Raw genomic sequence first — 21789 nt, 5'->3', positions numbered from 1 at the left:
GGTACTTATCGATTCGGGGAGGGAGCGGGACGGTTATTAGCCGGGGTATTATTAGCCGGGGTATTCGGTCGCGGTTGGGTCGAGGCCGGGCGATTCTGGGTGGAATTAGGGGTATTTTGAGCGGGAGCGTTGGCGCGCATGAAATTCAGGGTTTCTTGCGTGGGATAGAGGAGAATTTTCGTTAACGCTTGATCGTCGCTCTGTTTGAGAGTGGCGATCACGCTCTCCAGGGGAACCACATCGAGCTTCGCGGTGGCGGCATCCGCGGGATTCGCTTTCTTGTACTGCTCTAACATCTGTAAAGCGGTCGCCTGCTCGAAGAAAAAGGGAATAAATTCTTGATTATCGCGATTAACGACGATGAAATTGCCTTCTTTACCCGCTTTCGGAATAAAGAGAGGAACGCCGCCCTGATATTGCTGTCCTCGATCGGTCAGGATTTTTTTGGCCGATTCGACTTCCGACGCTTTCGGGACGAAATCGACCGTCAATTTACTCGCTTCGGCTTGACTGGCTTGCAGTTTATAAACTTGAGCGAGGGAGACGGGACGAACCTTTACTTTGCTGGCGAGTTGGGGATTTTCTTTTTTCAGTCGATCGAAAAAGTTTTGCGCGTCCTGTTGGCTGATAAATACTCCCGTCACTTTCTGATCTTTTTCCCCGACGGCGATAATCGGGACTCCCTGATCGTCCGCGATAGTGAACACGGGAACCGCCTGTAGGGTTTTCACGATCTGGTCTTCGGGCAGAGCGAGCGCTTTGGAGTAGGTTCCGAACAGGGAACCGAGGAAAGTGCTACCGACTAATCCGACAGTGGCCGTCCAACGAATTAAAGATTTCATAAAAATTTTCCTCGTGAGAGTGATAGGGTCAATACTCGCCGTTACTGTAGACGTTTTCTATAGAATTCCCCCTCAAGGGTTTCTCGATGAACGATCTCGATCGAAAGTTCCTTGACCTTTTCTTTTGAACCATCATACAGGACATCGATCGAATTTCGGGGTAGAGGGGAGACGATCCGGATTCTGTCAAGCGCGGGAAAGCCTTATTATAGCCTCGCGGCAGAATCGATCGCCGAAGCCGCGTCCCGAGCGATCGCCCGGCGCGTGACCGAACGGAACAATCAGACAAGGGAAATCGTGGGGTGTGTTCGCGTGGCGTAACCCACCGAAATTCAAGATTGAATTAGGTGAGCGTAAAACACCGGGATTCAAGACTCGATCGAGCTTCCCGGAAAGCGTTAAAAACCGCGTCGATTACCGCGACAACGCAGGGAACCGCGACACTATTTCCCGCGAGTTTCCGCATCGCCTGATAGCTACCGACAATCTGATAGGAATCGGGAAAACCCTGTAAGCGTAACATTTCCCGTTCCGTTAACCGCCGCTTTCCATCTACCAATAAATAATTATACGACGCGCCCGCCCGTAACGCGCAGGAATAGGGATACGCGCTAATATTCCCTCCCTTATTCTCGTGCCAGATCGTCACTTCCTCGTATCGTTTTTTTCCCTCGCGCTTGAGAGAACGACTTTCCCGAATGCGATCGGACGCGAAATAAAACTCAGAGACTTCCCTTTCTAAAATTTCCGCCAAAGGCTTCATCGGAATCGATTCTTTCGGCCAGATAAAATTTTTAGGTTCTCGAAAACCCACGATAAAAATCCGCTCGCGTTTTTGCGGAACTCCGAAATCTAGAGCGTTTAAAACTCGATAATCTGTATAATACCCCAACTCTTTCAAAGTATCGAGAATAACCGCTAATGTTTTCCCCCCTTGATGTCCCCGCAATTGCTTGACATTCTCTAGCACGAAAGCCTTCGGTTGTTTCGCTTGTAGAATGCGGGCGATGTCGAAAAATAACGTTCCCCGCGTGTCCTCGAATCCCTTTAAATCCCCGCAAATACTAAACGGCTGACAGGGAAAACCCGCGAATAAAATATCGTGATCGGGAATCTCGACCGCGGGAATTTTCGTAATATCTCCCCGCGGTATCTCTCCGAAATTCGCGTGATAGATCTTCTGAACGTCCGCGTCGATATCGCTAGAAAACACGCATTCCGCTTGTAATCCCCGATCCCGGCAGACTCGATCGATCGCGATCCGGAACCCTCCCAACCCGCAAAAAAGATCGATAAACCGAATAGCCGCTTGATTTTCCATCGAGTCGTAAAACCGTGATTTCTCTTTTTCCTATCCTACCGCGTTCCTTCCCATAAAAAAGGCGGGCAATGCCCACCGTAATTGGAACACGAGTTAAAAAAACTTAACTCGGTTGTACGAGATTATTCAATCCTCGCGTGACTTTCGCCGAGATAATTTTATCTTTGTCGGTGAGTTCTTCGAGAACTTCTTTTCCCTGTACCAGATAACCGAAAACCGAATAACGACCGTCCATCAGATTAAATCCGGGAGGGGTTAACTCGTTATCGAACTTGAAGAAGAAAAATTGACTCGATCCCCCGTTAGGATTCGTGTCCGGACGGGCGAGCGCGACCGCACCGAACGCGTTAAACGGCAGGACGAGATCGGGTAAATAAATTCCCAATTCTTCCAGGGTATTACCGTAAGTCGGTTCCTCTTCGCCTCGGAGGAGCATTTCTAAAGGAATCGATCGATACTGTTTCGTTTTCGGGTCGATAAAGCCATCTTCTGGCCCCGCGGGATCACCGTTTTGAACCACGAAATTATCCTCGCTCCGGATAAAGGGCAAACCGTCATAAAAACCCCTCTGCACCAAATCCACGAAATTTCCCGCGTTAATCGGGGCGCTATAGCCATCGACCACTACCGTCATATCGCCTTTGGTGGTTTTGATTTCCACCGTCGCGCGTCCTTCGAGTCGCGGTAGATTCGAGTATTCGGGGGGGGTTTCAAAGGGAAAACCGACGACCATTAATTCTTCTAAATCGGTGATCTCGTTGAGAATTTCCCGTCGTTTCGCCTGTACGAACTCTTTATCTTTCGCTTCTACGGCCGTATCGAGTTCCACGACTCCCGCTTTGAGCTGTTCGATCAGCGCCTCTCCCCTCGTTTTGCGATCGTCCGGTACACTCGCGAGAATGTCCGCGCTTTTCGTGGTTAGGGTGTAATTCGCGTCTTTCACATCTTTTTTCACCGTACTCCAGCGTTTACCCCGGAGATTCTTGGCGATATCCTCGATCGATTCCTGAACCTTGCGAACCGGTTTATTCTCGATCGGGAGCGCGTTCCGTAAAATGGCCGCCGGATCGGTCACAGCGTCCCCTTGGGCCAGGACAGCGGACGCGCTCGGAGTGTGGAGCGCGCTCGACGCGAGCCAGAAAAAGAGCGCCACGGCGAGCGCCAAGCTATTTTTCAGTAAAAATTTGCCTCGTTCCCGCGATTTCGTGATCGGTTTCATGAATGGTTTTTCCCTGAATGGCCACAGCTATCCAAACTACTTGTAGGCCGCGAGCGGAACCCTTGTCAATAGACCCGCGGTTCGATCGAGCGCGTCAATATTAAACGGGCGATCGAACGGGAAATTTTCCCGGACTCTCTTCCCTCCCCTTCCCCGGCTGTATCGATCGTCCCGGTTGCCTGTACAATGGTGAAGTTGACCTTTCTTGGCCTGAACAGCATTTCATGATTTCGAGTAACGATTTTCGGAGCGGTACCACGATCGAGATAGATGGCTCGGTGTGGCGGGTGGTGGAATTCCTACACGTAAAGCCGGGGAAGGGATCGGCCTTCGTGCGAACCACGTTAAAAAACGTGCAGTCCGGCAAGGTGGTCGATCGCACCTTCCGCGCGGGGGAAACCGTCCCCTCGGCGACGATCGAGAAGCGCACCATGCAACACACCTACAAAGAGGGCGATAGTTTCATCTTCATGGACATGGAAAGCTTCGAGGAAGCGACCCTGACCCCGCAACAGATGGGCGATCGAGCGAAATACCTCAAAGAAGGCATGGAAGCCAATATTCTCTTCTGGAACGACCAGATCCTGGACGTGGAACTGCCCACCTCGGTAATTCTGGAAGTGACCGATACCGATCCGGGAGTCAAGGGAGACACGGCCACCGGCGGCACGAAACCGGCGATCGTCGAGACCGGCGCCCAGGTCATGGTTCCCCTGTTTATCTCGATCGGGGAGCGGATCAAGATCGACACCCGCGACGGTTCCTATCTAGGACGGGAATAGGTCTATATCATATAACGAGTTAGTTGTCAAGAAAAAAAAATGACAGCTAACGCAAAATTTTTGCCAGTGGGGATAGGTAGGAGCGGTGACGATTAATTACAACGAACTGAAAGAACTGCTGAACGCGATCGCGGGGACGGATATCGGGGAATTTATCCTGAAAAGCGAGGATTTCGAGCTAACGATCCGCAAGGGAAGCGTGAATCCCCCGATCGTGTCGATCGCCCCTCCCGTGGCGGTTTCCGCTCCTCCCGCCGTCGCGCCCGTTGTTACCCCGGCCGCCCCTCCCCCGGCCCCGACCCCGGAACCGGCCCCCTCCCCCGTCGATAAAAAATGGGTGGCGATCACCTCGCCGATGGTGGGAACCTTTTACCGCGCCCCGGCCCCGGATGAAGCGCCCTTCGTGGAAGTGAACGAGCGCGTCCGGGTCGGTCAGACCGTATGTATTATCGAAGCGATGAAGCTGATGAACGAGATCGAGGCGGAAATCGCCGGTCAGATCGTCGAGATCGCGGTCAGCAACGGCGAACCGGTCGAATTCGGTCAAACGTTAATGTGGGTGAATCCGGAGTAAGTAGGGAGTAGAAAAAGAAAGGCTCGATTCTCTTACGATTACCCGGTCTCGAATACTACCATTAGGACATCGATCGAAGAATCCACGAAATCACCCTATGAATAATTTACTCGATCGAATTACCCAGATCCCCGGACAGTGCGGGGGTCGTCCTTGCATTCGAGGTATGAGAATTCGAGTGAGCGATATTTTAGAAATGCTGGCCGAAAATGTCAGTACCGATGAGATTCTAGCGGATTTTCCCGATTTGGAGCTTGAAGATATCCAAGCTTGCCTGCTCTTTGCCGCGCGACGTACTGACTTCCCCCGCTTGACGGCATGAAAATTTGGATTGACGTTCGGTTAACTCCTAAATATATAGCGGTAGATTTTCCTTCCGCCTCCCGTTATACGGTTCGTTGACGACGGGTAAATAACCCCTTGAACCAGCGATAGAAACTATCGATATAGGTGAAGATCACGGGAACGACCACGAGGGTTAATAGCGTGGACGTGGTGAAGCCGCCGATCACCGCGATCGCCATCGGGGCGCGGATCTCGCCGTCGGCCCCCAACGCGAGGGCGATCGGGATCATCCCGGCGATCGTCGATACGGAAGTCATGATAATCGGGCGTAATCGCGATACTCCCGACTCTAGAACCGCCTTGAATCTCGGCGTTCCCTCCTTAATCGCGGCGAGCGCGAAATCCACTAATAAAATCGCGTTTTTCGTCACTAATCCCATCAACAACACGATCCCGATCAGCGCGTATAAACCCAGTTCCTTCTGGGTGATTAACAACGCGATCAGCGTCCCGCCGATCGATAGGGGTAGAGAGGTCAAAATCGCCAACGGATAGAGGAAATTGCTGTATAACAACACCAGAATCCCGTAAATCGAGATAATCGCCAGAGTCAGCGCGCCGAGGAAACGACTGAAAATATCCCGCATGATCCGCGCGTCGCCGAAAGGTTCTTCCGTCACTTCCGGGGGGAGGGATTTCATCGCGGGTAGGGAACGGATCTGACCGATCGCCGTCCCGAGGGAAACCCCCTCCAGATTCGCGCCGATATTCACCTGACGCTGACGATCGAACCGTTGGATCTCCGCGGGGCCGCTACCGAGACGGAGCGAGGCAACGGAACCGAGCGGGACTAAGCGACCATCATCGCTCGGAACCCGGAGATTTTGCAGGGTTTCGATCTCGCTCCGTCCTTCCGAGGCGATTTTCACCCGGATCGGGATCTGGCGATCGCTGAGGTTAAATTTCGCCAGATTCGAGTCATTATCGCCGATCAGTGCGAGGGAGGCCGTCCGGGCGATCGAGCGTACCGATACCCCCTGTTCCGCCGCCCGAACGGGATCGGGCTGAATAATAATCTCCGGTCTCACCAGACTCACCCCGGAACTCACCTCGACAAACCCCGGTAGGGCGCGCATTTCCCGTTCGATCGCCCGCGCCGTTTCCGTCAGAAGCGGCCCGTTCTCGCTTTTTAGGACGATCGCCACGTCTTTCGAGCTTCCAGCGCCGCCTCCCGCCCGAAATGTCACCCGCGCGCCGGGGATCTCCTGAAACTCTTTTCTCATTTCTTCTTCAAATTCCCGTTGCGAGATCGATCGCTTCTCCTTGGGGACGAGATTCACGTACATCAAGCCGGTGTTTACCTTGCCCCCGTCGCCGGGAATCGCTAAAACGTTATCGACGGCGGGATTTTTTTGGAGTAAATCGTTGACTCGCTTGGAAACGGCGATCGTATCCTCCAATCTCGCGCCGGGAGGAAGTTCGATATTCACCGTACTCAAGCCCGTATCGCCCGAACTAAACAACCCTTTGGGAATTAACGGCACCAATTGCAAACTACCGATAAAAAACGCCAGCGCGACGAGTAAGGTAATAATCCGATGCCGTAACGCCCAGCTTAAAAGACTCCGGTAGGGATGGAAACGGGGACGGGAAGAAGGATTCGGATTCGCTAAACTCGTATTTTTCTTCGGTTTGAATAAATACGCGCTTAACATCGGGGTCATCGTCACCGCGATCAGGCTGGAAAATAGCGTCGATACCGCCACCGTCACGCCGAAAGGCTGGAAAAACTGCCCCGGTACGCCGCCCATAAACGCCACGGGCAGAAATACCGCCATAATCGCCGCCGCGCTCGCCAATACCGCCAACCCGATCTCCCGCGACGCGTCAAAGGCCGCCTGAAAGGGTTTTTTCCCCATCGCGAGATGTTGGTCGATGTCCTCCACCATACACACCGCGTCATCGACGAGGTTCCCCAACGCCAACGCCAACGCCAGTAAGGTCATCCCGTTAAGGGTATAATTCAAGCTCTGCATTACCCAGAAAGTCGGGAAAATCGACAGGGGTAACGCTAATCCGGTGATCACCGTGGCGCGCCAGTTCCGTAAAAATAACCCCACCGTGATCACCGTCATGATACAACCGGTGATCAGATCGCCCAGTAATCCCTCGTAACTTTCCCGGATCGAGTCGGCGCGGGTAAAAATTAATTGAAATTGAATATCTTTCGGGAGATTTTTCTTAATATTCTCGATTTCCTCGCGAACGGCTTTTTCCACGGTGACGAGGGTGCTTCCCGTCCCGCGCAGGATGGAGAAACCGACGACCGGTTTCCCGTCGAGAAAGGCGGCTTGTCTCGGGTCGCTAGAAGCGTCGCTGACGGTTCCCAGGTCGCCTAGAGGAACGGTATCGCCGTTAGGCAGAATAATTCGATAATTTCGCAGATCTTCGACGGTTTCCGCGCTTCCTAGGGTGCGAACAGTTTGTTCCGCGCCGCCGATCTCGGAACGTCCGCCGGGTAAATTAATATTAAAGTTACGGATCTGGTCGTTGACTCCCGTGGCGGTCAGTCCGTAGGCTAAGAGGCGACTCGGATCGAGATCGACGCGGATTTCCCGATCGACCCCTCCCACCCGATCGACTCTCGCCACTCCCGAAACCCCGGTTAACGCGCGCGCGATCTGTCGATCGACGATATCGCTCAACTCGGCGATCGATCGTTTATCCGAGGAGACCGTGTAAGTCATTACCGATCCCCCGGCGAACTCCAGGCGCTGGACGATCGGTTCGTTCGCGTCCTGCGGCAAATCCTGCCGGATCTGGGCGATAGCGTTCCGCACGTCGTTGGTCGCCCGATCGCTATCGGTTCCCAGTACGAAGTTAACGGTGGTGGTACTACTTCCCTCGTTCACGCTAGAAGTAATCTGATCGATATTCCCCAAGGCCGCCACCGCGTCCTCGACTTTCTTGGTCACTTGGGTTTCCAATTCCTCCGGCCCCGCGCCGGGTCGCGTGACGGTGACGATCACCGCGGGGATATCGATATTCGGCGTTCGATCGATCCCCAGTCCGAGAAAGGACATATATCCCGCCAACGCCATGACGAGGGAGATCGTGATCGTGGCGATCGGATTTTTTATAGACCAACTGGAGATGTTGAAAGACATGGTTTCGGGGAATGGGACGGGGGGAGATGAGGGAGATGGGGGAGGTGAGGGAGTTTTTCGGGAAAAGGGAAAAGACTACTTTTAATCCCTTTCCCCCTTCCTCCTAATCACTAAACGCCTCCCGATTCGGCTTTAATCTTGTCGCCGTCGCCGAGGTAGGCCGCGCCTTTGACGACGACGCGATCGCCCGCGGTTACGCCATCGAGAATTTCGACTCGATCGCCCGGCAGAATCTGCCCTAGCGTGACGTTTCTCGCTTCTACGGTGTTATCGGGTTTGACTCGGTAAATGGTGGCTCGATCGTTGGTTTTCGGTAAAACGGCTTCCATCGGCACGGTTAAACTGGTGGCGGTATCGGTGACGATCGAACCCCGCAGGAACATCCCCGGTTTTAAGCCTCCCGTGTTGGGTAGATCGACTTTCACCGTCGCCTGTCGCGATTCCTCATCGACCACGGGATCGATCTCCCGTACCCGTCCGGATAGTTTTAAACTGGTGTCCGCGTCGGACGTGATCGTGACCGGGGAACCGACGCGAATCGCGGGTAATCGCGTTTCCGGCACTTTCAGGGCTAATTCTAAGCGTCCGTTCTCGATAATGCGAAATAGCGCGTTCTGCCCGTTGGTAGTATCGCCCACGCGCGCGTTTCTCTCGGAAATCTTGCCGTTCACGGGGGAAATAATCCTTGTATTGTCTAATTGCGCCCGGACGATCTGAACTCTGCTTCGGGCTTCCGCGAGTTGGGCGACGGCCTGGGCGATGGCCTCCGGACGGTTTCCGGCTTGAAGTTGGGCGAGTTGTTGTTCGGCTTCCGCGAGTCTCGCCCGCGCCTGTTGAACGATCGCTTCCTTATTCCGTTCTTCGTTAAGGACTTCATCGAGTCGATCGCGGGCGATCGCTCCCTCGGCTTCTAGCGTTCGGTTACGTTCTACCCGTTTTCTCGCCAGATCTCTATCGGAAGTCGCTTGACTTATTTCCGCTTTTATGCGTCGGATCGTTTCTTTCGCCCTAGCGATCTCTTCACTCCTAGCCCCGGCCTGCAATTCGGCGAGACGGGCTGAGGAGGCGGCGACATTGGCGATCGCCTGATTCAGTTGCGCCTGTAATACTTTATCATCGAGTCGGGCGAGGAGTTGGCCGGCGCGCACCGTGTCCCCCTTATCGACGAAAATCTCTTGAATCTGTAGTCCGGTCGCCTGGGAGAGAACGGGGATTAACTCGCGCGCCGCCACGGTTCCAGTCGCTTTCTGGGAGCGATCGACGCGGGTGGTACTGACGATCGCCGTGGTCACATTTTGCGCGGGGGCTTCCGTTTTCGCGACGGCCGGTGGGGCGACGGGGGGTCGAGAGGTTCGCGGCGCCGAGGTAAAACGAGTCGCCCCGAAGGTAACAAAGCTTCCTAGCGCGATACCGAGTATTAGCCCGCGCCCTCCCGATAACCAATTACCGGTACTCGTTTTCGGTTCGATGTCGTACTCGATCGGGGTTCGATCGGGAATTATCGGGGATTCCGTTTCCGGTTTATTATCATCTAGACGCACGATCGGCCCTCTCGATAAATTCTGGAGAAATTGTTAAGTTTCTTATCTCTCTTTAATCTAACGGAAAATTGCCGAGCGTGGAAGGTGGGGAGATGGGGGAGATGGGAGAGTTTTCGCCTGAAAGGGGAAGGGGAAAAGGGAAAAGAACTTCCTCGATCCTTTACCCTTTACCCTTCCACCTTTTCCCCCCCTCACCTCCTGCCTCCCGCTAATTCATTCCGGCAAATTCCCGAAGCGATCGAGGTATTGTTGTAAACGGATTTCTAGGACCTCGCGTTGTTGACGTTCCTGTTGGAGTAGGGATTCGGCGATCTCGGCTTTGTCGCGTTCTCGTTCCGCTTGTAAGCGTTCTCTCTGTACGCGTTCTTCGGGGGTTTCGTAGCGATTTCTGGCTCGATCGTACCAGTATAGCCAATCCCGTTCCCATCTCTCGTACACGCCCCGTTCCACGCCGATTCCTAGATTGATCTCCGGCATGAATACCGGGGAACCCGATCGAAGTTCGTAGACTCCATTCACCAAACGATAGACTTCTAGGGGTTGGTGTCGGTCTCTCTGCCAGTGGTGGGAATTGTAGATAACGTAATAGAGAACTCCCAGGCGGGCGTACTCTTGCATTTTTCGATCGTATTCGCCGCCGTAGGTTTGTGAAACCAGTTCTAAGACCAAAATCGGCGCGATATTGTTTTCTTCGGCGAGGACGTAGCTTAATCTTCCCCGTTCCCCCGTTAGCCGTTCCACTCCGAGACTCAGGAAACCGTCGGGAATGATGGGGGTTCGCGTTCGCTGTCCCTGGCGATCGTATATTCCCATATCGACCCCGAAAAACCAATCGGTTCGATCGCCCCAGATAAATCCTAGAATGGCTTTGAGAAGATTGGGAATTAGATTCCGGATCTCGTTATCCACGGGGGTATCGTCGGAATCGGGCAGTTCGAGGGAAGAGGGAAGGGATTCGAGGTCTTCTAACATGGTGAGAAGCCGGTTTATCGTCTAGTGTAACGGGATCGATCGAGCATCGTTGCCGCGGATAAAGAACGTTATAGCTGTAAAAACTTTTTAATTCTCGTCCATAGGCTCGTGAACGACTCTTTCACTTCCTGTTGTATCTTCCAGCGTTGGAAATCTCGCTCGTAGGTTTGTCCTTCCCTTTGATACGTCTTCCACGCGGACAGGGAGAGAGGAATCGCCATCATCAGCGCCGGGTAAATCACCCAGGAAATCGTTCCCGCGCTAATCAGGTTGATCGCGACGAGGAAACCGTTAACGATCAGATAGCGCGTGGTTTGCTCTTTTAACCTTCCCTGGCGATAGAGATCGAATTCTCGCCGTTTAACGTGAATGAGTTTCGATTGTTTCCATTCTCTTTCCGCCGCTTCTAGATCCTGGCTTTCAATGGCTAACTCTTCAGCGATCTCTAATAATTGTTCTCGGGTGATCTCGCCTTTGTCTACCTGACGGGAAATCGCTAGATACAGGATTTCCTGAACTTCTTCTTGGCTGTAGGATTTGGGAGTCGGTAGGTCGGCGGGATACATGGTCGGATCGTGCAAACTGGGTTCCTCTTCCATTATGCGCGTCACCGAAACCGAACGGGGATGAAAACTCTGACCGGATTCCCGAATTTTTCATTCGGGATGATGGAACTGGCAAAAAGATAAACGATGTAATGAGAGGAATTGCCAAGACACGGAAGAGGGGGAATCGGATAGAGCGTGTCGATCGATCCGAACGAATCCGGGTGTAAAATGCTAGAGTTTACGCGTTAGTCAGACAAAATGAACGGTTCGTCGGAATTACCCGTATTAGAACTGCGCGGGGCGACCCGTCGCTTCGGGGGATTGGTCGCGGTGGACGGGGTTTCTTTCCCGGTGGCGCGCGATGAGATTTTCGGGCTGATCGGGCCGAACGGGGCGGGAAAAACGACCTTATTTAACCTGATCACCGGCTTAATCCCGCTCTCGTCCGGGGATCTCGTCTATCGGGGAAATTCGATCGCTAAATCTCGTCCCCACCAGATCGCCACCCTGGGCATCGCGCGCACCTTCCAGAATTTACGTTTATTCGGCGACCTCTCCGTTTTAGAAAACGTGGCGATCGCCGGACACATCCACGATACCTCGAACTTATTCGCCGGGATTCTCGGTCTACCGGCCGCGACGAAAGCGGAACGGAAAACCCTCGATCGAGCCAAAGAATTACTCGATCTAGTAGGATTGAGCGATCAGAGTAATCGAACCGCCAAAAATCTCGCCTACGGGGATCAACGTCGCCTGGAAATCGCCCGCGCGTTAGCCCTCGAACCGACTTTATTACTTCTCGACGAACCGGCCGCCGGGATGAATCCCAGTGAAAAAGGCGGTTTAAGCGAATTAATCCAGGAGATTCGCGATCGGTTACGATTAACGGTCATTTTAATCGAGCATCATGTCCCCCTCGTCATGGGATTATGCGATCGAGTGGCCGTGTTAGATTTCGGGAAATTAATCGCCCTCGGAGATCCCGCCACGGTGCGGAACGATCCCGCGGTGATCGAGGCGTATTTAGGGGATAGCTAAATGCTAGAAATTATCGATCTATCGGTGAATTACGGGGGAATTCAAGCCCTACAACAAATCAATCTCACCGTCAACGAGGGGGAGATCGTCACCCTGATCGGCGCGAACGGCGCGGGCAAAACGACGACATTAAAAACCATATCCCGCCTCCTCCAACCGAAAACGGGCAGAATTCTCTATCTCGGTCAAGATATCACCCGCGTTCCCGCTCACGAGGTCGTGCGTCGGGGACTCGCCCACAGCCCGGAAGGAAGACGGATTCTCGCGCGCCAGACGGTATTGACAAATTTGGAGTTAGGTGCTATTACGAGAGGCGATCGACTGGGCATTAAAAGCGACATCGAGCGCCAGTTCCAGATCTTCCCCCGACTGTCGGAGCGCCGCCATCAGGTAGCGGGAACCCTGAGCGGGGGGGAACAACAGATGTTAGCGATCGCCCGCGCCCTGATGAGTCGCCCGAAATTACTCCTCCTCGACGAACCCAGCCTCGGATTAGCCCCCCAGATCGTTCTAGAGATCTTCAGCGTCATCCGACAGTTAAACGAATCGGGAGTGACGATCCTCCTCGTCGAGCAGAACGCCAATCTCGCCCTGGAGAGCGCGAAACGGGGCTACGTCTTGGAAGCCGGACGCTTGATGATCGCCGGGGACGCGCGCGATCTCCTCGACGATGAGCGGGTCAGACAGGCTTATTTAGGCTAGTCAATCGAAAATAAAAATTCATTGACTAAATGCTATCGTTGTAACGACAAAAAAATATTCACAAAACTTTACATCTTAGCCTAGAATAAACCTATCAACCGATAGGTATTTTTTCTTACCGTCATGTTTACGGAACATTTCCCCTGGCTCACAACGCTCATTTTGCTTCCCCTGTTCGCCTCCACCCTCATCCCTGTAATCCCCGACAAGGATGGAAAACGAGTTCGCTGGTTCGCGCTCGGTGTCGGGTTGGCGGACTTCGTTCTCATGTGTTACGTCTTTTCCCAACACTACAACTTTGCCGACCCCGGTTTTCAGCTAGTCGATAAATTCGACTGGATTCCGCAAATCGGCTTTAGTTGGGCGGTTTCCGTCGATGGTATCTCCGCGCCGCTCGTTCTCTTGGCGGGACTGGTGACAACGCTATCGATCCTCTCCGCGTGGCAGGTCGATCGCAAACCGAAATTATTTTACTTTCTAATGTTGGTGCTGTACGCCGCCCAGATCGGTGTATTCGTAGCCCAAGACTTATTACTATTCTTCCTAATGTGGGAAATCGAACTGATTCCCGTCTATCTCCTCGTTTCTATCTGGGGCGGTCAAAAACGCCGCTACGCCGCCACCAAATTCCTGCTCTATACCGCCGCCGCCTCGATTTTTATCCTCGTCGCCGGTTTAGGGATGGCGCTCGCCGGGGGTGGACCGATGACGTTCGACATGGCGGAATTAGGCTTAAAAGAGTATCCCCTCGGACTGGAATTACTGCTCTACGCGGGTTTACTGATCGCCTTCGGGGTGAAACTGGCTATCTTCCCCCTGCATACCTGGCTTCCGGACGCTCACGGTGAAGCTTCCGCGCCCGTTTCTATGATTCTCGCCGGTGTTCTCCTGAAAATGGGCGGTTACGGTTTAATCCGTCTGAACTTAGAACTTCTCCACGACGCGCATATCTATTTCGCTCCCGTCCTCGCCATTCTCGGTGTCGTCAACATTATCTACGGCGCGTTCGCTTCCTTCGGACAACAGAATATGAAGCGCCGTCTCGCCTACTCTTCCGTTTCCCACATGGGTTTCGTCCTCCTCGGGATCGCGTCCTTCACCGATGTGGGCATTAGCGGCGCGATGTTGCAGATGCTCTCCCACGGCTTAATCGCGGCGGTTCTCTTCTTCCTCGCCGGTGTCACCTACGATCGCACCCATACCCTCGCCCTCAACGAGATGGGCGGTATCGCTCGGGTCATGCCGAAAGTGTTCGCCCTGTTCACCGCCGGCGCGATGGCTTCCCTCGCGTTGCCCGGAATGAGCGGTTTCGCCAGCGAGATCTCGGTGTTCGTCGGTGTCACCTCCAGCGATGTCTATAGCCAAACCTTCCGCACCGTAACGGTTTTCCTCGCCGCGGTCGGTTTAATCCTCACCCCGGTTTACCTACTCTCGATGCTCCGTCAGGTTTTCTACGGCGATGGTTCCACCTGTGAACTCGCGGACGCGGGCAAGGGTAGCACCAACGAGGAAGCGGTTTGTTTCGGTACGAACTGTGTTCTACCCCAAAACGCGCTGTATAGCGACGCGAAACCGAGAGAGATCTTTATCGCCGTCTCTTTCCTCGTTCTCATCGTCGGTATCGGCTTCTATCCGAAACTGGCTACCAATCTGTACGATGTGAAAACGGTCGCGGTGAACGCCCAAGTCCGCGAGGCTTACACGACGCTCGCCAGCGATCGACCCGGTATCTACGCCAGCGACAACGTAACGACGAAAGTGGCGACGATTCTCGAATAATTGGCTACTATCTCCCGATTTGACTATCGGTGTAGGGGAAGAGAAATCTTCCCTTTTTTTTATATTCCCACTCCCCGAACGGCGCTCTTGATTTTCGAGGACGCGATTACCCGCGAGGCGGTTCGATCGGGAATTTCCCCGATCGATTCACCGGCCTCCGGCCCTTGGGAACAGGCAACCGGCAACCGTAAAGGTTTTAGATGGCAAGGGGAAATGATTGCCGGTTTCCAATGGCCGACCAACGGGTCAGAAGTCCCGCCCCCTTGGGGCGCCTTCCCTGTTCCCTGTTCCCTTTAAATTTTTTGATTTTTTCTATCGGCGATGGCGGGAGCTTCGATCGAGTTCGTTTTTAGATTTATCGAGGATGGTTTATCCTTAAGATTCGGAATTCTCGCCTCGATATCGTAACTATAATCCGTCCCTAAAATCGTGACCAAGAACTCCGCGATACCGGTTCCCAAGATCGCCTCGTCCGCGGAAGCGAAAGACTTGTGATCCTGAATTAACCACTCTTGTCCACCGTTCACTTTCTTACAATGAAAGGTTCCTAAAGACTCGGCGATCTCTATATTGTTCGAGTATTCTCTCCCTTTGACCACCCCGTTCTCGTCCGCCGCCTTATAACACATCTCGTTCAATTCCGCGTGAAATTTCGCGGGAATTGTATCGAGATCTCCCCCTCGGAAGACCCAGCGAAGAAATAGTTGGAAAGACCAAGGTAAAAGGGGTGGTACCACGAATAAGGAAGCGATGGCAACGGCTAAAACGGATGGGTAGATCAGCAATTTTAAGAATTTTCCGCGCTCGACCGCCCGCAAATGTTTAGTTATATCGATTTTTTTTCTTTTCATAAAAACACGAATGAACTGTCAGTAGATGGGGAGATCTCGTTAACGAAAAACGGGAAAATCGGATGAGGCGATGGTGACGTTTCGATCGATTCGGAAAACGAGCGGAATTTTTTACCAACGTCCGGAAAACGGGGGTCGAGCGAGCGCGTCGGCTACCGTCGCTCTCGATGCTATTGTAGCGTCAACAACAGGGGGTAGGGTGAGGCGGACGGCGTTCGAGCGAGCTTGAAACCCGACCGATCTCGCGCCGACGGACTCCCCGGCTAGAAGTCTAACCTCGCGAGAATAAGAAGCGATCGGGATTCGTGTGAATATTTATTGCGATCCCGCCCGTCTTCCTAGAATCTTTTTAGAATCTAGGCAAAAGCGATCGATCGCGAGCGGGCGAGATCGGATCGCGGAGCATTTCCCGATTTTTACCGAGAGGATATCTCCATGTACGAGGACTTTACCTATATTACCGATGAGGTCTTTCTAGCTAACTTCTGGCGGGAAGAACCGATTCGCTGTCAGCACTGCCACGGTCAGGGGTCGATCGCCTCCGAAACCCTGAAAGCGACGATCCCCTGTAAGTTCTGTGCCGGAAAGGGAACGATCAAGCGCGAGCAGGCCACTCTCAAATCGCTCTAAAAATCCGTATCATCCATCACGTTTTTTAAAAATCTTCTATCGTTAAAATCTCCGGTTGACATTGTTTGATAGCCGTCACGATCCCGATCGCCGATTCGGATTCTAGATCCTCGATATAACCGGCTTGATTGGAGAGCGCTTCCTCGTAACTATCGAAGGGTCCGAAATAATATAAACATCTCGGTTCTTCGGTCCCGATCTCCACCCACCAGGGCAGGACATCGGGAACGGTTTCCGGTACACCACCATCGATCGATAAAGGCTTGATCGCGAGAATCGTACCGCCCTCGCGGAGAATTCGTTTGGTTTCCGCGCCCATACGGTTTCTCGGTACTCGCAGGATCACGCGGGAGAAACGTCGGGTGAACGACCCGCCAGGGTTAGGAAAAACCACCTCGTAAAGAAAGATCGGACTGTCTTTCCTGTTGTTAGCCTCTTGCATACTGATGATTAACCCGATCGATGTACGGTTTATCTTTAACCAAGATTACAGAATAGCGACCGATTTTTCCGAACCCGCTCGTTACATAAGTTAATTTGATGGAACGAGGACAACTAGATTATCTCTGTGTATGATCGTTTCCGCGTCCATATAGCCCAGTAAATCGGCGATGCGATCGGAATGATGTCCTTTAACCCGATCGATCTCGCCGCTACTATAATTGACGATTCCCCTCGCGATCTCCCGCCCGTTCGTATCGAGCAGTCGCACCGAATCCGACGCGCTAAAATCTCCCTCTACCCGCGTGATTCCGGCCGCGAGTAGGGATTTCCCCCCCTGACAGATCGCCCGCGCCGCCCCGCTATCGACGTGGATCGTCCCCATGGGCGCGAGTCCGTAGGCGATCCAGCGTTTGCGGGCGTTCTCGCTCCGCGTTTGCGGCTCGAACCGCGTGCCGATCGCCTCCCCGTTCAGAATTTTCAGGATATTACCCGGATCTCGCCCTCGGGCGATCGCCATCTGTACCCCGGCGCTGGTGGCGATGCGGGCCGCGGCCAGTTTCGTCGCCATCCCCCCGGTTCCCCACTGACTGCCACTGCTTCCCGCGTCGATCGAGAGTTCCGCCAGTTCCGTCGGGCTGACCACGGCGATCGCGCGCGCGTCGGGAACTAGCCGGGGATCGGCGTTGTAGAGGCGATCGACATCGGTGAGGATAAATAACCAGTCCGCCTCGATCAAACTGGCCACGAGCGCGGATAGGGTATCGTTATCGCCGAATTTCAGTTCGTCGATCGCCACCGTATCGTTCTCGTTGACGATCGGGATCGTTCCCAGTTCAAACAGCGCCTGAAAGGTGTTGTAGGCGTTCACGTAACAGTTCCGTTCCATCAATTCCGGACGGGTCAGCAGAATTTGGGCGATCGGCTGACCGAGACTACTGAATAGGTCATCGTAGACGCGAATCAAGCGACCCTGACCGACCGCGGCGATCGCCTGTTTGAGGGCGATTTTCTTGGGGCGCTCGTTCATTCCCAGACGACGACAACCGACCCCTACCGCGCCGGAGGAAACCAATACCACCCGATTTCCCAGCGCGCGCAGTCGGGTCAATACCTCGACCAACGCGGCGATCGTCGAGAGCGCGAGGTGTCCGGTTTCCGGATCGGTCAGGCTGGAAGTTCCGATCTTGACTACTATGGTTTGATTCATCAGAATTCTGAAAAAAATCGCTTTAAAAACGCAAAAAATCGAAAAATCTGGAAATGGTCACGATACAGCGGTATCTTATATCGCTTCCCAGTAACTTGTCTGTCAATGCTTTCTCCTGACTGCTTTCTCGATCGGGCGTTCCCGATCCTTCAGTATACGAGGTCTTTCACGATTTCAGAAATTTTCCCGCCAATAATAATGCCGGTCTCCCGCGTATCCCCGCTTCGACCGGCATTGAAAGAGTAATGGATTTTTATGCTTAAGGTCTTTATCTCGGCTGACCTCATTTGAATCTGTATATAGAATCCCGCGTTTTTTCGAGAACAGCCCTATCCTTAAGTATTTCTTTAGATTTACTTTTGTGAGGATTTGTCCGGATTTGTTAAATGATGTTGCGCGCTCAGAGAAACGCCGAGAATCTGTGATATCCAAACCTCCAGGTCGCGAACCGGGTGCGATCGAACCGCGGCGAGGGAATCGACCATCGGTTCGACGAGAATGGTGAACATTCCCAGACGATTTCCGGCGAGGACATCGGTGAACAGGCGATCGCCGACCATCGCCACGCGGGAAACGGGCAGATCCATCTCGCGGATCGCCTGACGCAGTTTCCGCCGCGAGGGTTTCCCGGCGGCGAAGAGATAGGGCAGATCGAGGGAGCGGGCGATCGTGCCGATGCGATTCTCGCTGATATTGTTACTGACGAGCCAGATGGGAAAATCCGGGCGAAATCGCTCCACCCACTGCCGCAATTCCTCGGAAACCGTCTTTTCTTTAAAGGGAACGAGGGTTTCGTCCACGTCGAGAACCAGTCCCCCGATCCGGTATTTATTCAAGATATCGGGCGTTAATCCGAGGATCGTCTTTCCTAAAATTAAATCGGGTTGGAGAATTTTCGCTCTAGTCATCGGTAATTGGAGGGGCGGGAGACGGTCGGCGGTCGGCAGGAGGAATTAGAAGGGAGAAAGGGAGTCGGAATCGCTATTTTTTCCAACTACATCTATCTTTCGAGACATTTTTTCGGTAAGAAACCTCGAATCCCGTTCTGTCCTGATGGAAAAGACCATTCCCCAGTATATTCGGGAATCGGCCCGGACGGGAGCGATCGAGTTTCCGGGCGATCGAGATTACCGCTCGATCGCCAAAGGTAGCCCTCCCTCTTGAAACCATCTCGTACCCGTGACAGAATGGGACGGAGGAACTCGGTATGAACCAACCTAGATGGGAGATCCAAAAGTATGTCACCGAGACCGGCGCGTGTCCGTTCGATGAATGGTTCGATCGGCTTGATGCCACTACCCGATCGAGAATCGATGTTCGCCTCGATCGGGTGAGTCTAGGTAATTTCGGCGATCATCGGAGTGTTGGCGAAGGAGTCTACGAGTTACGCTTTTTTTTCGGGCCGGGGTATCGAATTTATTACGGGATCGCGGGAAATCGGATCGTGATCCTTCTGGCCGGGGGAACGAAGAAAAGCCAGAATAAAGATATCGAAATAGCCCGGGGATTGTGGCTGGCCTATCAGAATGAACGGGGAGATAGCTGAACTTATGCCGACCAAAAACTATCGAGAAGACCTGCTCGCGAGACTAGCGGACGCTGACTACGCCTCGCGATATCTGAAAGCGGCATGGGATGAAACGCTTCGGGACGGGAATCGGGAGGCGTTTCTGCTGGCCCTACAGAATCTCGTGGACGCGACTAATCTCGATCGAGAGAAGACCGGTAAAGCCGATGTCTCCGAAGCACCTTTCGATGCTCTTTCGACCGATAAAGGCTATCCGACCCTAGAAACTCTCGTCTCGGTGTTGAACTCGGTGGGACTCACGATCGATTTTCCACCCGTTTCCCGGCATCGGTGAGAAACATCGGCGATCGAAGCGGGATACAACCTGAATAACGGAGCGAGCGACGGAAAAAACGCGATAAATAGACACTCTCCTACTTCGTCGCTTGAATCACCTGTAAACTGCCCCCCGCGTGGAGTTCCCGCTTACACTCCCGAAAACCGACCTCTTGTAATAAGCTCGCCAGATCGGTATCGATAAACTGCCAGGCGGTACGCGTCTCGAACAAACCCAAGAATAACGCCAAGGACGGCCAGAAAAGCGGGTTCGTCGGCGCGTGAAAATCGACGAGGGCGAAAATTCCCCCGGGTCTCAGAATTCGATACACTTCTTCAAGAATTTCCCGTAACTGTCGCGGTTCCATCTCGTGAAGCGCGGCGCTGGTGTGGACGAGATCGAATTCACCGTCCGCGAAGGGCGTTTTTTCGGCGAGTCCCTCCACGTAAGTCGCCCCCGGCACCGCTTTTCTCGCGCGCTCTAAAGCCACGGGGGAAACGTCCAAACCGGTGCAATGATCCGATCGATCCGCCAGATAGCGAGTGGTCTGACCCGCGCCACAACAGAGGTCGAGAATTCGGGTATTTTTCTCGATCGCCAACCCACTCAGCGCGAGTTGACGGAATCTGCCCTCGCCACCGACCGCGAGCGCGGCCAGACGGGAAATTCCATCGTAAAGCCATTGGTGTTGATAGCTCAACGCGCGTAAAATAGTAGCCAAGGGGGAACCTCCCGTGTTAGCATCCGGTACTCTGTAATTTCTTTTAACGTTTTAACGATCTATTGTTAAACTTGGTAAAGAATCTGAAAATTTAACAATTATTGGTTAACACTATGGGTCGTGTCGGGGTTTTATTATTAAATTTGGGCGGGCCGGAACGGTTAGAGGATGTACGTCCCTTTCTATTTAACCTGTTTTCCGATCCCGAAATCATCCGCTTACCGATCAAAGGATTGCAGAAACCGCTCGCGTGGCTGATCTCCACCCTCCGCGCGGGCAAATCGCGGGAAAATTACCGGCAGATCGGGGGTGGCTCGCCCCTGCTCAAGATCACGGAAGCTCAAGCGTCAGCCCTCCAGGAACGACTGATCGAGATGGGACGAGAGGTGAGCGTGTATATCGGGATGCGTTACTGGCACCCTTTCACCGAGGAAGCGATCGAGCGGATCAAGCGCGACCATATTAAACAATTGGTCATCCTCCCTCTCTACCCGCAATTTTCCATCAGCACCAGCGGATCGAGTTTCCGGGTTTTAGAGGAAATGTGGAAGGACGATCCCTACCTACGGCTGACGGAATACACCCTGATTCCCTCCTGGTACGATCATCCCGCCTATCTCCGGGCGATGGCCGATCTGATCTCCACCGAACTAGACCGCTCTTCCGATCCCGATCGAGTTCACATTTTCTTTAGCGCCCACGGTGTCCCGCAAAGCTATGTCGAGGAAGCCGGCGATCCCTACCAGCGGGAGATCGAGGAATGTACGAAAGCGATTATGAATACCCTAAATCGCCCCAACGAGTACACCCTCGCCTATCAAAGCCGCGTCGGCCCGGTGGAATGGCTGAAACCCTACACCGAAGACGCGTTAAAAGAGTTAGGGGAACAGGGAGTCAAAGATTTATTAGTCGTGCCGATTAGCTTCGTCTCGGAACACATCGAAACGTTACAGGAAATCGATATCGAGTACCGGGAGATCGCGGAAGAAGCGGGAATCGAACATTTCCGCCGGGTTCCCGCGCTCAACACGCACCCGGTATTTATCGAATCCCTTTCCGATCTGGTCGTGAAATCGCTCGACGAGAAACCGACCACTTTCGATTCGATCGCCCGTCCCGCGGAAAATATGAAAATGTATCCCCAAGAGCGCTGGGAATGGGGTATGACCTCCGCCGCGGAAGTTTGGAACGGTCGATTGGCGATGATCGGCTTTATCGCCCTGATTATCGAGTTAATCACCGGTCACGGGCCGCTTCATTTCGTGGGGCTGTTGTAGAGGGCAGGAGGCAGGGGGCAGGAGGCAGGAGGCAGGAGGCAGGAA

General features: G+C 53.4%; 23 protein-coding genes. 10 read left to right on the top strand and 13 right to left on the bottom strand.

Going from position 1 to position 21789, the window contains the following annotated elements; all coding sequences use genetic code 11:
- Positions 1 to 5: 5 nt before the first annotated feature.
- The 4 genes from V0288_RS02125 to V0288_RS02110 form a co-directional block, all read right to left on the bottom strand.
- Positions 6 to 842 (bottom strand): Tic22 family protein, encoded by an 837-nt coding sequence (locus tag V0288_RS02125; protein ID WP_332863354.1) that lies wholly within the window; start codon positions 840 to 842, stop codon positions 6 to 8.
- Between the two features lie 343 nt (positions 843 to 1185).
- Entirely contained in the window at positions 1186 to 2163 is a 978-nt protein-coding gene (gene dcm / locus V0288_RS02120) for a DNA (cytosine-5-)-methyltransferase (protein WP_332863353.1), read from the bottom strand.
- Between the two features lie 103 nt (positions 2164 to 2266).
- Positions 2267 to 3382: a peptidylprolyl isomerase gene (locus V0288_RS02115; protein ID WP_332863352.1), complete on the bottom strand. Its 1116-nt coding sequence runs from the start codon at positions 3380 to 3382 to the stop codon at positions 2267 to 2269.
- A gap of 65 nt (positions 3383 to 3447) precedes the next feature.
- Complete coding sequence (locus tag V0288_RS02110) at positions 3448 to 3603, bottom strand: hypothetical protein (protein WP_332863351.1); 156 nt, start codon at positions 3601 to 3603, stop codon at positions 3448 to 3450.
- A gap of 3 nt (positions 3604 to 3606) precedes the next feature.
- Here V0288_RS02110 and efp point away from each other — a divergent pair, with 3 nt between their 5' ends.
- The 3 genes from efp to V0288_RS02095 all read left to right on the top strand — a co-directional run bounded on the left by efp (position 3607) and on the right by V0288_RS02095 (position 5060).
- On the top strand, positions 3607 to 4164 hold the full coding sequence (gene efp / locus V0288_RS02105; protein WP_332863350.1) for an elongation factor P: 558 nt from the start codon (positions 3607 to 3609) through the stop codon (positions 4162 to 4164).
- Between the two features lie 85 nt (positions 4165 to 4249).
- A complete protein-coding gene (gene accB, locus V0288_RS02100; protein WP_332863349.1) occupies positions 4250 to 4738 on the top strand; it encodes an acetyl-CoA carboxylase biotin carboxyl carrier protein in 489 nt (162 codons plus the stop codon).
- Between the two features lie 97 nt (positions 4739 to 4835).
- On the top strand, positions 4836 to 5060 hold the full coding sequence (locus tag V0288_RS02095) for a DUF433 domain-containing protein (RefSeq protein ID WP_332863348.1): 225 nt from the start codon (positions 4836 to 4838) through the stop codon (positions 5058 to 5060).
- 64 nt (positions 5061 to 5124) lie between these two features.
- Here the strand turns inward: V0288_RS02095 and V0288_RS02090 are convergent, their stop codons facing one another.
- The 4 genes from V0288_RS02090 to V0288_RS02075 form a co-directional block, all read right to left on the bottom strand.
- Positions 5125 to 8190 (bottom strand): efflux RND transporter permease subunit, encoded by a 3066-nt coding sequence (locus V0288_RS02090; protein ID WP_332863347.1) that lies wholly within the window; start codon positions 8188 to 8190, stop codon positions 5125 to 5127.
- Between the two features lie 110 nt (positions 8191 to 8300).
- Positions 8301 to 9692 (bottom strand): efflux RND transporter periplasmic adaptor subunit, encoded by a 1392-nt coding sequence (locus V0288_RS02085; protein WP_422661872.1) that lies wholly within the window; start codon positions 9690 to 9692, stop codon positions 8301 to 8303.
- A gap of 252 nt (positions 9693 to 9944) precedes the next feature.
- Complete coding sequence (locus tag V0288_RS02080; RefSeq protein ID WP_332863345.1) at positions 9945 to 10703, bottom strand: Uma2 family endonuclease; 759 nt, start codon at positions 10701 to 10703, stop codon at positions 9945 to 9947.
- A 68-nt stretch (positions 10704 to 10771) separates the two neighbouring features.
- Complete coding sequence (locus V0288_RS02075) at positions 10772 to 11302, bottom strand: 2TM domain-containing protein (RefSeq protein ID WP_332863344.1); 531 nt, start codon at positions 11300 to 11302, stop codon at positions 10772 to 10774.
- A gap of 207 nt (positions 11303 to 11509) precedes the next feature.
- Here V0288_RS02075 and V0288_RS02070 point away from each other — a divergent pair, with 207 nt between their 5' ends.
- The 3 genes from V0288_RS02070 to V0288_RS02060 all read left to right on the top strand — a co-directional run bounded on the left by V0288_RS02070 (position 11510) and on the right by V0288_RS02060 (position 14770).
- Positions 11510 to 12289, top strand: coding sequence for an ABC transporter ATP-binding protein (locus tag V0288_RS02070; RefSeq protein ID WP_332863343.1), 780 nt, complete (start codon positions 11510 to 11512; stop codon positions 12287 to 12289).
- Positions 12290 to 12991, top strand: coding sequence for an ABC transporter ATP-binding protein (locus tag V0288_RS02065; RefSeq protein WP_332863342.1), 702 nt, complete (start codon positions 12290 to 12292; stop codon positions 12989 to 12991).
- 123 nt (positions 12992 to 13114) lie between these two features.
- Positions 13115 to 14770: an NAD(P)H-quinone oxidoreductase subunit 4 gene (locus V0288_RS02060; RefSeq protein ID WP_332863341.1), complete on the top strand. Its 1656-nt coding sequence runs from the start codon at positions 13115 to 13117 to the stop codon at positions 14768 to 14770.
- A gap of 293 nt (positions 14771 to 15063) precedes the next feature.
- Here the strand turns inward: V0288_RS02060 and V0288_RS02055 are convergent, their stop codons facing one another.
- A complete protein-coding gene (locus V0288_RS02055) occupies positions 15064 to 15555 on the bottom strand; it encodes a hypothetical protein (protein WP_332863340.1) in 492 nt (163 codons plus the stop codon).
- A gap of 501 nt (positions 15556 to 16056) precedes the next feature.
- On the opposite strand from V0288_RS02055, the gene V0288_RS02050 reads away from it, so the two are divergent.
- Complete coding sequence (locus V0288_RS02050; protein WP_332863339.1) at positions 16057 to 16251, top strand: hypothetical protein; 195 nt, start codon at positions 16057 to 16059, stop codon at positions 16249 to 16251.
- Positions 16252 to 16276: 25 nt separating this feature from the next.
- On the opposite strand, the gene V0288_RS02045 is transcribed toward V0288_RS02050, so the two are convergent.
- The 3 genes from V0288_RS02045 to V0288_RS02035 form a co-directional block, all read right to left on the bottom strand.
- Positions 16277 to 16693, bottom strand: a complete 417-nt coding sequence (locus V0288_RS02045; protein ID WP_332863338.1) for a DUF1816 domain-containing protein — start codon at positions 16691 to 16693, stop codon at positions 16277 to 16279.
- A 90-nt stretch (positions 16694 to 16783) separates the two neighbouring features.
- Positions 16784 to 17902, bottom strand: coding sequence for a glutamate 5-kinase (proB, locus tag V0288_RS02040; RefSeq protein ID WP_332863337.1), 1119 nt, complete (start codon positions 17900 to 17902; stop codon positions 16784 to 16786).
- 353 nt (positions 17903 to 18255) lie between these two features.
- Entirely contained in the window at positions 18256 to 18810 is a 555-nt protein-coding gene (locus V0288_RS02035; RefSeq protein ID WP_332863336.1) for a YqeG family HAD IIIA-type phosphatase, read from the bottom strand.
- 299 nt (positions 18811 to 19109) lie between these two features.
- On the opposite strand from V0288_RS02035, the gene V0288_RS02030 reads away from it, so the two are divergent.
- On the top strand, positions 19110 to 19448 hold the full coding sequence (locus tag V0288_RS02030; protein WP_332863335.1) for a type II toxin-antitoxin system RelE/ParE family toxin: 339 nt from the start codon (positions 19110 to 19112) through the stop codon (positions 19446 to 19448).
- Between the two features lie 4 nt (positions 19449 to 19452).
- Positions 19453 to 19764: a hypothetical protein gene (locus tag V0288_RS02025; protein ID WP_332863334.1), complete on the top strand. Its 312-nt coding sequence runs from the start codon at positions 19453 to 19455 to the stop codon at positions 19762 to 19764.
- A gap of 79 nt (positions 19765 to 19843) precedes the next feature.
- On the opposite strand, the gene V0288_RS02020 is transcribed toward V0288_RS02025, so the two are convergent.
- Entirely contained in the window at positions 19844 to 20467 is a 624-nt protein-coding gene (locus tag V0288_RS02020) for a class I SAM-dependent methyltransferase (RefSeq protein WP_332863333.1), read from the bottom strand.
- A 113-nt stretch (positions 20468 to 20580) separates the two neighbouring features.
- Between V0288_RS02020 and hemH the strand changes: the two genes are divergently transcribed.
- The gene (gene hemH / locus V0288_RS02015) at positions 20581 to 21744 is read left to right on the top strand and encodes a ferrochelatase (protein WP_332863332.1); all 1164 of its coding nucleotides are present in this window, start codon (positions 20581 to 20583) and stop codon (positions 21742 to 21744) included.
- Positions 21745 to 21789 lie beyond the last annotated feature (45 nt).

The organism is Pannus brasiliensis CCIBt3594 (assembly GCF_036688125.1).
Classification (GTDB): domain Bacteria; phylum Cyanobacteriota; class Cyanobacteriia; order Cyanobacteriales; family Microcystaceae; genus Pannus; species Pannus brasiliensis.
Note: the sequence above shows the minus strand (reverse complement) of the source record. Positions and strands in the feature narration are given on the sequence as shown.

Excerpts from the sequence above, each read along its gene's own strand:
- V0288_RS02065 (WP_332863342.1), top strand. The coding sequence starts at position 12,290 with ATGCTAGAAATTATCGATCTATCGGTGAATTACGGGGGAATTCAAGCC.
- proB (WP_332863337.1), bottom strand. The coding sequence starts at position 17,902 with ATGAATCAAACCATAGTAGTCAAGATCGGAACTTCCAGCCTGACCGAT.
- V0288_RS02090 (WP_332863347.1), bottom strand. The coding sequence starts at position 8,190 with ATGTCTTTCAACATCTCCAGTTGGTCTATAAAAAATCCGATCGCCACG.
- V0288_RS02030 (WP_332863335.1), top strand. The coding sequence starts at position 19,110 with ATGAACCAACCTAGATGGGAGATCCAAAAGTATGTCACCGAGACCGGC.
- V0288_RS02095 (WP_332863348.1), top strand. The coding sequence starts at position 4,836 with ATGAATAATTTACTCGATCGAATTACCCAGATCCCCGGACAGTGCGGG.
- V0288_RS02050 (WP_332863339.1), top strand. The coding sequence starts at position 16,057 with ATGTACGAGGACTTTACCTATATTACCGATGAGGTCTTTCTAGCTAAC.
- hemH (WP_332863332.1), top strand. The coding sequence starts at position 20,581 with ATGGGTCGTGTCGGGGTTTTATTATTAAATTTGGGCGGGCCGGAACGG.
- V0288_RS02060 (WP_332863341.1), top strand. The coding sequence starts at position 13,115 with ATGTTTACGGAACATTTCCCCTGGCTCACAACGCTCATTTTGCTTCCC.
- V0288_RS02025 (WP_332863334.1), top strand. The coding sequence starts at position 19,453 with ATGCCGACCAAAAACTATCGAGAAGACCTGCTCGCGAGACTAGCGGAC.
- V0288_RS02080 (WP_332863345.1), bottom strand. The coding sequence starts at position 10,703 with ATGTTAGAAGACCTCGAATCCCTTCCCTCTTCCCTCGAACTGCCCGAT.
- efp (WP_332863350.1), top strand. The coding sequence starts at position 3,607 with ATGATTTCGAGTAACGATTTTCGGAGCGGTACCACGATCGAGATAGAT.
- V0288_RS02035 (WP_332863336.1), bottom strand. The coding sequence starts at position 18,810 with ATGACTAGAGCGAAAATTCTCCAACCCGATTTAATTTTAGGAAAGACG.
- V0288_RS02125 (WP_332863354.1), bottom strand. The coding sequence starts at position 842 with ATGAAATCTTTAATTCGTTGGACGGCCACTGTCGGATTAGTCGGTAGC.
- V0288_RS02070 (WP_332863343.1), top strand. The coding sequence starts at position 11,510 with ATGAACGGTTCGTCGGAATTACCCGTATTAGAACTGCGCGGGGCGACC.
- V0288_RS02110 (WP_332863351.1), bottom strand. The coding sequence starts at position 3,603 with ATGCTGTTCAGGCCAAGAAAGGTCAACTTCACCATTGTACAGGCAACC.
- V0288_RS02045 (WP_332863338.1), bottom strand. The coding sequence starts at position 16,693 with ATGCAAGAGGCTAACAACAGGAAAGACAGTCCGATCTTTCTTTACGAG.
- V0288_RS02115 (WP_332863352.1), bottom strand. The coding sequence starts at position 3,382 with ATGAAACCGATCACGAAATCGCGGGAACGAGGCAAATTTTTACTGAAA.
- dcm (WP_332863353.1), bottom strand. The coding sequence starts at position 2,163 with ATGGAAAATCAAGCGGCTATTCGGTTTATCGATCTTTTTTGCGGGTTG.
- V0288_RS02075 (WP_332863344.1), bottom strand. The coding sequence starts at position 11,302 with ATGGAAGAGGAACCCAGTTTGCACGATCCGACCATGTATCCCGCCGAC.